Raw genomic sequence first — 10,485 nt, 5'->3', positions numbered from 1 at the left:
GCCCGGCGCCCTGATGGCCTGGCGGCGCCGCCAGCGCGGCGCTGGGGCGGCCCGACGGCGGCGTGGCGTCGATCACGTCGAGCGCGGCGGCGGCGGCGGTCAGCCCGGACACGGTCGCGTGGTACTGCGCCCCCACCTGCCGCAGCGGCAGGTACACCTCGGGGGCGAGCAGCAGCACCAGCAGTCCGGCGCCCAGATCGAGCGAGCCCGAGACCAGCCGCAGCCCCACCGACACCGCCACCAGCGCGACCGACAGCGTCGCGAGCAGCTCCAGCACGAACGACGACAGGAACGCCCAGCGCAGCGCCGCCATCGTCTGCCCCCGGTAGGCGTCGGTGATCCGGCGGATCACCGCCACCTGGGGCCGCGCCCGGTTGAAGATCCGCAGTGTCGGCAGGCCCTCGACGACGTCGAGGAAGTGCCCGGACAGCCGGCTGAGCACCGCCAGCTGCCGGTCGGTGCGGTTACGGGTGGCCAGCCCCACCAGCACCATGAAGACCGGTACCAGCGGCAGCACCACGGCCAGGACCGCCGCCGAGGCGAGATCCGCGCCGGCGATCCGGGCCAGCACGAACGGCGGGACGACCACGACCATGACCAGCGCGGGCAGGAAGCGGGTCAGGTAGGCGTCCATGCCGTCCAGGCCGGCGCCCGCGGTGACCGCGAGCGCCCCCGCTCCCCCGTCACGATCACGATGGTCACCGCCGGTGCCGGCGGCGGCTCCGCCACGATGGTTACCATCGGTGACAGAGGCGACTCCGCCGGCCGTCCGGTCGACGACCGCGCCGAGCATGGCCTGGCGCAGCCCGGCCGACACCGCCGGGCAGGTGCGCTCGGCGGTGCGCTCGGACAGCCAGACCACCGCCGCCCGGGCGGCGGCGACCAGGACGAGCAGCGCGACGACGCCCCCCGTCCCGGTGAGCGCGCCGACCGCCACCTGCTGGCCGGTCACCACGACGTCGGCCAGCACGGTCCCCTGGACGATCACCAGGGCGGCCGAGGCGGCCGCGAGCGCCCCCAGCCGCAGCAGGTAGCCGCGCAGGGCCGGGGTGACCCGCAGCAGCCGCGGATCAACCGGCTTCATCAGACCCCACCAGCCGCCGCCGGAACACCCAGTACGACCACGCCTGGTAACCGAGGACGACCGGAGTGAACAGCACCGCCACCCACGTCATGATCGTGAGTGTGTAGTGCCCGGAGGCGGCGTCGCTGATGGTCAGGCTGTTCTCCGGCGCGCCGAGCGCCGGCAGCGCGTTCGGGTAGAGCGCGACGAACCAGCTCGCCACCATCAGCGCGATGGCACCGGCCGTGCCGGCGAACGCCCAGCCGTCCCGCTCGTTGAACCAGGCCGCCGCCGCGCCGCCGAGCGCGGCCAGCGCCAGCGCCGACACCGCGGCCACCAGCACCCCACCGCGCAGCGCGACCGTCCAGCCGGCCAGCCCGGCCAGCGCGGCCAGCGCGGGCGGGATCAGCACCCGGGTGACCTGGCGGGACCGGGCCCGGATCTCACCCCGGGTCTTCAGCGACAGGAACACCGCCCCGTGCAGGACGCACAGCAGCGCTGTGGTCACCCCGCCCAGCAGGGCGTACGGGTTCAGCAGGTCGAAGAACCCGCTGGTCACCTGATGGTCGGGGGTCATCTCCAGGCCACGGACCATGTTGGTGCAGGCGACGCCGAACAGCAGCGCCGGCAACGCCCCGCCGAACACGATCCCGCGGTCGCACCAGGCCCGCCCGGCCGCCGTGGTGGCCTTCCCCCGGTATTCCAGGGAAACCCCGCGGACAATCAGCGAGAGCAGAATGAGGAAAAGCGCCAGATACGCTCCGCTGAACAGGCTCGCGTACCATTCCGGAAAAGCGGCGAACATCGCACCGCCGGCGGTGAGCAGCCACACCTCGTTCGCGTCCCAGACCGGGCCGATGGTGCCGAGCACCGCCCGGCGGTCGGTCTCGTTGTCACGGCCGATCACCGGCAGCAGGGCCGCGACACCGAAGTCGAAGCCCTCCAGGACGAAGAAGCCGACCCACAGGACGGCGACGAGCACGAACCAGAACTCCTCAAGCATCGCCCTACTCCTGATCCCGGGATGTCAGTAGGCCAGTGACGGCAACGCCTCGCCGGGCCGCGCTTCGCCGTCGACGGTCACGGTCGGGCTCAGCTCCGGGATCTCGTGCGTGCCGTGCCGCAGGAACAGGCGCAGCGCGACCGCGGCGAGCGTGCCGTAGAGAACGGTGAAGCCGGCCAGCGTCAGGACCACCGCGGTGGTGGAGACGTTCGGGGAGACCGCGTCGGAGGTGCGCAGCAGGCCGAACACCGCCCACGGCTGGCGTCCCATCTCGGTGAAGATCCAGCCCGCGGTGTTCGCCGCGTACGGCAGCACGGTGGCGCCCACGAACGCCAGCAGCACATGGCGTCCGCCGGGCAGCCCGCCGCGGCGCATCCGCCACAGGCCGAAGGCCGCCAGCGCGAAGTAGGCCCCGCCCAGCGCCATCATGATCCGGAAACTCCAGAACGTGACTCCCATGACCGGCGTGTAGTCGCCGGGGCCGTACTTGGCGACCGCGGCGGCCTGCAGGTCGTTGACCCCCTCCACCTCCGCGGTGAAGGAGTTCGTGGCCATGAACGACAGCATGTAGGGGATCTTGATGTCGACCTTGTTCTCGCCGTGGGAGACGTCCCCGTAGGCGAACAGGGACCAGCCCGCGCTCTTCTCGGTGTCCCACAGCGCCTCGGCGGAGGCCATCTTCATCGGCTGCTGCCTGGTCATGACCTGGCCCTGGAAGTGCCCGGAGAGCAGCACCCCCACCGACGCCACGGCACACACGACCAGGCCCAGCCGCACGGCCCGCCGGTGCAGGTCGACCTGCTGCCCCTTGCGCAGGTGCCAACAGGACAGCCCGACCAGCACCGCACCCCCGGTGAGCAGCGAGGCGGACAGCACGTGCGGGAAGGTGACGATCTGCGTCGGGTTCGTCAGCGCCTGCCAGATCGAGGTGAGCTCGGCCCGCCCGGTCTCCGGGTTGATCCGGTAGCCGACCGGGTGCTGCATCCACGAGTTCGCCGCCAGGATGAAGTAGGCGCTGATCACGGTGCCGAGCGAGGCCAGCCAGATGGTGGCGAGGTGGACGCGCTTGGGCAGCCGGTCCCAGCCGAAGATCCACAGGCCGAGGAAGGTCGACTCCAGGAAGAAGGCGATCAGCGCCTCCATCGCCAGCGGCGGGCCGAAAACGTCCCCGACAAAGCGCGAGTAATCCGACCAGTTCATTCCGAACTGGAATTCCTGAACGATTCCGGTGACCACTCCCATGGCAAAGTTGATGAGCATCAGCTTGCCCCAGAAACGGGTCAGGCGAAGCCATTCGACACTGCCGGTCCGGACCCATGCGGTCTGCATGCCGGCGACCAGCAGCGAAAGTCCGATCGTCAGTGGGACGAACAGGAAGTGGTAGACGGTGGTGATCGCGAACTGCCAGCGGGCAATCGTGTCCTGACTCATCTGTGTTCCTGGTTCATCGGTGTTCCTTTCAGCGACCGGGGAACTCCGGCCGCCGGCGGCGCGGACGCGTGGCCGCGCCGCCGGCGGCCCATGAAGGCTGGGCAGGGCGGATCAGGGGCCACGCGAGGAAACGATCGCGCCGCCCCCGGCCCGGGCCGGGTCTAACGGACAACAGCGACCGGGCACGGAGCGTGTGTGACGACCTGGTGGCCGACCGACCCGAGCAGCAGCCCGCCGAACCCGCCACGGCCACGGGCGCCGACCACCAGCAGCTGGGCCGACCGGGCAGCCATGATCAGGCCATGCGCCGCCGAGCCGGCCACCAGCACGGCTTCGACGGCGACATCGGCGACAGCCGCACGGGTGGCAACCGCACGGGTGGCAACCGTTTCGGTACGGCCCGCCAGCCCCCGCTCGAGGGCCGTGTCGAGAGTGAGACGGGCAGCTTTCTCCAGCACCGCCTCGTCGAACGCTGGCAGGTCGAACGCTGGCAGGTCGGCGGGGCCCAGCGGCGGCTCCGGCAGCCAGCAGTGCGCGACCCGCAGCGGGACCCGACGCAGCCCCGCCTGGACCGCCGCCCACCGCAGCGCGGCCAGCGAGCCCTGCGAACCATCGACACCGACCAGCACCGGACGGCCGTCCGGCCGTGGTGGCGCCGGCCCACGCACGACGACCACAGGAACAGCCGCTTCCTGCGCGCACCGCGCGGTGACCGAACCGACGAACATCCGACGCATCCGGGCGAGCCCCCGGGCACCGACGACGAGCATCAGCGCGTCCCGGGACTCCTCCACGAGGGCGTCCGACGGCGAGTCGTAGACGGTGCGCTCGACGACGTCGACCGCGAGGCCGTCGAGCCCCGCCCGCCGGACCGCGTCGTGCAGCACCTGCGATGCCGCGCGCTCCAGGTCGTCGACGCCGACCGACGGCGAGATGTCGTCGACCACCCGGGGGCGCCCGCCCGGGCCCCAGGCGAGCACCGCCCGTATCCGCCTGCCGGTCAGCCCGGCGTGGGCGCGGGCCCAGCGCAGGGCCGACTCCGCGTCAGCGGAGGCGTCGATCCCCACCACGATGTCGGATGTCGTCTCCACACCGTTCACGCTCGCAGCGCCCGGCGACGCGGACGAGAGCGATTCGGGTAGACCACGGGACCGAAGGTCCCGCGCGTCCGGGCCGGCCTGCCAGAGCGGGCCACAAGCCCCGCCAGGCCGTGCGGCCGGACCCGACAGGCTGGTGGAGGCCCGCCGGCAGGCCTGCCGCCAGGCCTGCCGGCGGGCTTGTCAGCAGGCCTGCCGGCGGGCTTGTCAGCAGGCCTGCCGGCGGGCTTGGCCGGCGGGCCTGGCGGTGGGCTAGCCGGCGAGCTTGGTGGCGAAGACCGCGGCCTGGGTCCTGCTGGTCAGGCCGAGCTTCTCCAGGATGGACGAGACGTTGTTCTTGACCGTCTTCTCGGCCAGATGGATTCTGCTGGCGATCTGGCGGTTGGTCAGCCCCTCGGCGATGAGGCCGAGGATCTGCCGCTCCCGCTCGCTCAGCGTGGACAGCAGGCGGTCCTCCGGTGCCCCGTCGCGCAGCCGGGTCAGCACCCGCTGGGTGACGGCGGGGTCGAGCATGGACTGGCCGGACGCGACCGTGCGGACCGCGCCGATGAGATCATTGCCTCTGATCTGCTTGAGTACGTAACCGGCCGCGCCCGCCATGATGGCGGCGAACAGGGCCTCGTCGTCGTCGTGGGATGTCAGGATCAGGCAGGGCACCTCCGGTGTGCCGGAACGGATGTCGCGGCACACGTCGATGCCGCTGCCGTCGGGCAGACGGGCGTCGAGGATGGCGACGTCTGGACGTAGCGCCGGGATGCGCCGCAGGGCTTCGGCCGCGAGACCGGCCTCCCCCACGACCTTGATGTCGCCCTGGCTTTCCAGTAGCTCGCGCATCCCGCGCCGGACGATCTCGTGATCATCGAGAACGAAAACGCGGACAGGCTCCACCGGACCGACGATACGCGCGGCGACGTCCTGACGACCATGAAACGAGGGCATCGGGACATGACCGGTCCAAGGGCATACCGTCGTAGTGGTGACTAGCACCGACACCCTGCTCAGGGACCTTGCCCGCGGGATCGTCGAGGCGGCCGGCCTGGCTCCGTCGATCCACAACACCCAGCCGTGGCGCTGGCGGGCGACGGACCGTGATCTGTATCTCTTCGCCGACACCTCCCGCCAGCTGCGCGTCGCTGACCCGGACGGCCGGCAGCTCCTGCTCAGTTGCGGCGCGGCCCTGCTGCACGCCCGCCTCGCCGTCCACGCCGCCGGGCTCGTCCCCGATGTGACGCTCTTCCCGGCCGGGGACGACGACCTTGGCTCCGGGCCGCTGGCCCTGATCCGGATCACCGGCAGCGCGCCGGCCGGCCCGCGGGACGAGGCGCTGCTGGCGGCAACGCACCATCGGCGCACCGACCGCAGGCCCTTCGACCCCCGCCCGCTGGAACCGGAGCACCTGCGGACGCTGCGGCTGGCCGCCGAGGCGGAGGACGCCTGGCTGGTGTCCGTGGACGACACCGACCTGCGGATCGACACCAGTGTGCTGATCTCCCGCGCGGACTGGCTGGAGAACCACGACCCGGCCTACCGGGCGGAGCTGGAGTCGTGGAGCCGGACGGCCCCGCAGGCGCGGGACGGTATCCCCCGGGACGTGGTGATCGGCTCGGACCAGCCGCGGCAGTCCGAGTTCGCCGTCCGTGACTTCAACGTGGTCGGCGAGCCCGGCCTGCGCCTGGAGCAGACCGGGGTGGAACGTCCCGTCGTGCTGCTGGTCGGTACCGACGCCGACACCCCGGCCGACCGGCTGCGGGCCGGCCAGGCCATGGAACGGGTGCTGCTGACCGCGGCCGCGCGTGGCATCGCGACGTCACCGCTGGGCCAGGCCGTCGACCTCGAGGTGACCCGGGAGCTGCTGCGGCACTCGGTCGGCGGCCTGGGGCACATCCAGATGATCATCAGGGCCGGTTACCCGCTGCCCGGCGCCGAACCGCTGAAGGCGACCCCCCGCCGGCCGGTCGACGACATCCTGTGGTTCGCCTGAGGCGGACGCACCCGGCCGGGCACCGGGGAAGCAAGCCGGCCGGGCACCGGGGAAGCAAGAGGGTGAGGTGCCGGCCGCGCAGGTCGCCTCTCGGCGCATGGTCGCTCGCAGCGACAAAGGGTTGAGCCCGGGGGCCATGTCACGGCCGGCAGGAATACCTTACCGGCCCGGCGGCGTTTCCGGCGGCAACTGGGAAGATCCTCACGAGCCCGGGGAGTTACCTCCCGTGTGACCCTCTCCCGATCCCTGCCCCTGTCCGTTCTCGACGTGGTGCCGGTGGTGTCCGGTTCGACGCCGGCCCAGGCCGTGCGCAACACCCTCGACCTCGCCCGCCGGGCCGAAGAGCTCAACTACCACCGGTACTGGCTGGCCGAACACCACGGCATGCCCGGCATCGCCAGCTCGGCGACGTCCATCCTGATCGGTCAGGTCGGCGCGGCCACCACGAGCATCCGGGTCGGCTCGGGCGGGATCATGCTGCCCAACCACGCACCGTTGATCATCGCCGAGCAGTTCGGGACGCTCGGGGCGCTGTTCCCGGGCCGGGTGGACCTCGGCATCGGACGGGCCCCGGGCACCGACTCCGCGACCGCGCAGGCCTTGCGGCGCTCGAGCGGGCCGGTGTCCGCCGACGACTTCCCCGCGCAGCTCGCCGAGCTCGTCGCCTTCCTCGGCAACTCCTTTCCCCCCAGCCATCCGCTCCGGACGGTGACCGCCGTCCCACACGGTGAGACACCACCGGTGTGGCTGCTCGGCTCCAGCGGGTACAGCGCGCAGCTCGCCGGCTACCTCGGCCTCCCGTTCGCCTTCGCGCACCACTTCAGCCCGGTGAACACGCTGCCGGCGCTGGCGCTGTACCGCTCGTCGTTCCGGCCGGCCCCGGGGCGGGAGCGGCCCTACGCCATGGTCGCCGCCGCCGTCATCTGCGCGGACACCGACGAGACCGCGCACTGGCTCGCCGGGCCGACCCGGCTGGCGATGCTGCGGCTGCGCCAGGGCCATCCGGACGTCTTCCCCACGCCCGAGCAGGCCGCGGCGTACCCCTGGACGCCCGCCGAACGGGCCGCCGCCGACGGCGTGGCCGCCTCCCACATCGTGGGGTCACCGGAGACGGTCCGCGCCAGCCTGGACGCCCTGATCGACGCGACGGAGGCAGACGAGATCATGATTGTGACGAACGCCCACCCGCACGACGCGCGGATCCGCTCCTACGAGCTGATCGCCGAGTTCGCCGGCCTGCCCGGGCTGCCCGCCCCGCGCGAGCCCCTGTCCGCCTGACCCCCGCCGTCTTCCCGGACGTCGCTCTGGCCCCGCCGTCTTCCCGGACGTCGCTCTTCCGGGCGCCGGTTTCCCGGGCGTCGCTCTTCCGGGCGCCGGTTTCCCGGACGTCGGTCTCCCCGGACGTCAGGACCGGGCGTCCGGAGACGGCCTCAGGGCGTCAGGCCCGCGGCGCTGACGTAGGCGAGGCTGAACTGGGAGTCGGCGCGGCTGCCGTCGGGGTCGAAGCAGACGACCCTGGTCGTCACGTCCCCGGCCGCTCCGGTCGGCGGCGACGCCCATTCCGCTATCGCGCAGCGGCGGGTCGGCTCGCCGTACGGCGTGACCTGGACATGGTCCGGCGCCCGGCCGACACCGGGATAGAGGATCTCGTAGACCCCGGTCGCGACGTGCCGGACCGTGTTCGTCTGCTTCGCGCTGTTGGCGGAGTAGCGGGGCCACACCTCGACGGTCCGCCCCAGCGGCGGCTGCAGGATCCGCCCGGTGCCGGCCTCCTCCAGGCCGGTGAAGGAGTGCCCGAACGCCGCGTTCTCCACCGGGATCACCGTGTGCTGGTTGCCGTACACGACGACGAACGGCGAGTCCGTCCAGGTCTGCCCGTTCGCGCACCCGACGAAGATGGTCTGGCGGTCCTCGTGCACCTCCCGGCCGAGCGCGCTGCATCCCACCGTCGTGGAACCGACCGAGTTGACCTGGAGGTTGTTGCCGGTGCGGGCGTAGAGCCTGCCGATCAGGTCGATCGAGTAGCGGCCGATGCCACGCCAGTTGATCTCGATGGTGCCGGGGCCGGCGAGGCTGTAGCTGTTGTCCGGGCGGACCTGCTGCTGGCTCGGCGCGTCGTCCCGGAAGTAGGCGTACGGCTCGCTGGGTGCCGGGCGGTGGGACGCCGGCGCGAACGTGAACAGCGCGGTGAACCGGGAGTCGACGTAGGCCCCGGTGAGCTTCCGGCAGGCCAGGGTGACCTGCTCGTCCGGGCCGGACGGCGCCCAGTCCTCGGCATGGCAGTGCACCGGCGCGTCACCGACCGCGGTCACCACCGCCGCGCCCCGTCCGCCGGGCACCCCGACACCCGGGAAGATCGCGCTGTAGCGGCCCGTCCCGCGGCGGATCACCGTCGCCTTCGCCTGCCTGGTGCCCGCGGCCGACTGCCAGCTACCGGCCTGGACCTCGGCCGCCGGCGTCCGCGGGGCGCCGATGGCGGCAGCGGCATCGTCCGAACGCAGAAAACCCCACACCGGCGTGGTGGGATCCGCGGTCGGCACGGACGCGGGCCGGCCGCTGGCGGAGCCCTTCGGTGAATCCGAACTGCCGCATCCCACCGCCACCAGTGCGGCAGCGGCCGTCACGGCGACCAGCACACGGACGGCCAGCGGAAACAATCGTCGCGGCTGCGGCATACGGGCAGCATGCCATGCCCCCTGAAAGGGGAAAGCCGGGAGTCAGTGACACGACCAGCGGAGTACTTTTGGATGGGCCGGCCAGGGGCGGCCACGGCTTTCACCGGATACCCGCATACCCGCGGGCACCGGCGCAGGCCGGTCCGGATGCCGGCGGCGCCGGCTGTTGTGAACGAGCCATGAACGAAACACCCCGGGCCCGCCCCGGGACACAACCCGCTGTGGGGGTGGATCAGACGATGGCGCCGCCGGACGCGGCCACGGACGTACGGACCACCGCGCTGGGCCCGGACGACCCCGCCCAGCTCGGCTCGTACACCCTGCTGGGCAAGCTCGGCGAGGGCGGGATGGGGACCGTCTACCTCGGGCGCTCCGAGACCGGCCGGCTGGTGGCCATCAAGGTGATCCGCGCGGACGTGGCCGGCGACGACGAGTTCCGGTCCCGGTTCCGGCTGGAGGCCGAGACGGCCCGCCGGGTCGCCCGGGTGTGCACCGCCGAGGTGCTCGACGCCGAGCCCGACGCCGAGCGGCCGTACCTGGTCACCGAGTTCATCGAGGGCAGGACGCTGGCGAGGTTCGTCGCCGAGAGCGGCCCGCTGTCGGCGGCGAACCTCGAGCAGCTCGCGGTCGGCGTGGCCGCGGCCCTGACCGCGATCCACAGCGCCGGCATCGTGCACCGCGACCTCAAACCGTCCAACGTGGTGCTCTCCCCCTTCGGGCCCCGTGTGATCGACTTCGGGATCGCGCGGGCGCTGGACTCGGCGAGCAACCTCACCGGCAACCTCCAGCAGCTCGGCACCCCGGCGTTCATGGCGCCCGAGCAGATCCAGGGCGAGACGGTCACCCCGGCCGTCGACATCTTCTCCTGGGGCGGGCTGGTCACCTTCGCCGCGACCGGCCGTTATCCCTTCGGGGACGCGTCCGCGCAGGTCCTGCTCTACCGGGCGGTCAACGAGGCACCCCAGCTGGACGGGCTGGACCCGCCGCTGCGCGAGATCGTCGCGGACGCGATGGCCAAGGCCCCCGCAGCCCGGCCGACCGCCCAGCAGCTCATGCTGCGCCTGCTCGGCGAACCGTCGTCGGTGGCGGAGATCGACCCCGAGGCGACGGTCATCCAGGTGCTGGACGGCTGGAAGTTACCCTCCGCCGACGGGACTGGCGGTGCCGGCACCGGCGGCGACAGCAGCGCGACGGCCGCCGGCCGGGAGCCGCGGCCGGCGGCCACCGTACGCGGC

At 72.6% G+C, this 10,485-nt stretch carries 9 protein-coding genes; 3 read left to right on the top strand and 6 right to left on the bottom strand.

The window, feature by feature from the left end; all coding sequences use genetic code 11:
• The 5 genes from NBX02_RS06425 to NBX02_RS06405 form a co-directional block, all read right to left on the bottom strand.
• Positions 1-1,084: ABC transporter transmembrane domain-containing protein (locus NBX02_RS06425; protein ID WP_250290434.1), on the bottom strand; the 1,084-nt coding region annotated here is incomplete at its 3' end.
• Positions 1,071-2,066, bottom strand: a complete 996-nt coding sequence (cydB, locus tag NBX02_RS06420) for a cytochrome d ubiquinol oxidase subunit II (RefSeq protein WP_250285855.1) — start codon at positions 2,064-2,066, stop codon at positions 1,071-1,073. The genes NBX02_RS06425 and cydB, both read right to left, overlap by 14 nt.
• Before the next feature lie 24 nt (positions 2,067-2,090).
• Positions 2,091-3,497, bottom strand: a complete 1,407-nt coding sequence (locus NBX02_RS06415; protein WP_250285854.1) for a cytochrome ubiquinol oxidase subunit I — start codon at positions 3,495-3,497, stop codon at positions 2,091-2,093.
• Positions 3,498-3,658: 161 nt separating this feature from the next.
• A complete protein-coding gene (locus NBX02_RS06410; RefSeq protein WP_250290433.1) occupies positions 3,659-4,588 on the bottom strand; it encodes a universal stress protein in 930 nt (309 codons plus the stop codon).
• A gap of 258 nt (positions 4,589-4,846) precedes the next feature.
• Positions 4,847-5,482 (bottom strand): response regulator, encoded by a 636-nt coding sequence (locus tag NBX02_RS06405; protein WP_086055602.1) that lies wholly within the window; start codon positions 5,480-5,482, stop codon positions 4,847-4,849.
• Between the two features lie 85 nt (positions 5,483-5,567).
• Between NBX02_RS06405 and NBX02_RS06400 the strand changes: the two genes are divergently transcribed.
• Both NBX02_RS06400 and NBX02_RS06395 read left to right on the top strand, forming a co-directional pair.
• On the top strand, positions 5,568-6,575 hold the full coding sequence (locus NBX02_RS06400; RefSeq protein WP_250285851.1) for an Acg family FMN-binding oxidoreductase: 1,008 nt from the start codon (positions 5,568-5,570) through the stop codon (positions 6,573-6,575).
• 228 nt (positions 6,576-6,803) lie between these two features.
• On the top strand, positions 6,804-7,853 hold the full coding sequence (locus tag NBX02_RS06395) for an LLM class flavin-dependent oxidoreductase (protein WP_250285850.1): 1,050 nt from the start codon (positions 6,804-6,806) through the stop codon (positions 7,851-7,853).
• A 152-nt stretch (positions 7,854-8,005) separates the two neighbouring features.
• Here NBX02_RS06395 and NBX02_RS06390 read toward each other — a convergent pair whose 3' ends face one another.
• Positions 8,006-9,199, bottom strand: coding sequence for a hypothetical protein (locus NBX02_RS06390; RefSeq protein WP_250290431.1), 1,194 nt, complete (start codon positions 9,197-9,199; stop codon positions 8,006-8,008).
• Positions 9,200-9,489: 290 nt separating this feature from the next.
• Between NBX02_RS06390 and NBX02_RS06385 the strand changes: the two genes are divergently transcribed.
• Positions 9,490-10,485 (top strand): serine/threonine-protein kinase (locus NBX02_RS06385; protein WP_250290429.1); only part of this gene is annotated, 996 nt, incomplete at its 3' end.

This window comes from Protofrankia sp. CiP1_Cm_nod1 (assembly GCF_920888515.1).
Lineage (GTDB): Bacteria > Actinomycetota > Actinomycetes > Frankiales > Frankiaceae > Protofrankia.
The sequence above is the reverse complement of the archived record's forward strand: the minus strand, read 5'-3'. Positions and strand labels throughout refer to the sequence as shown.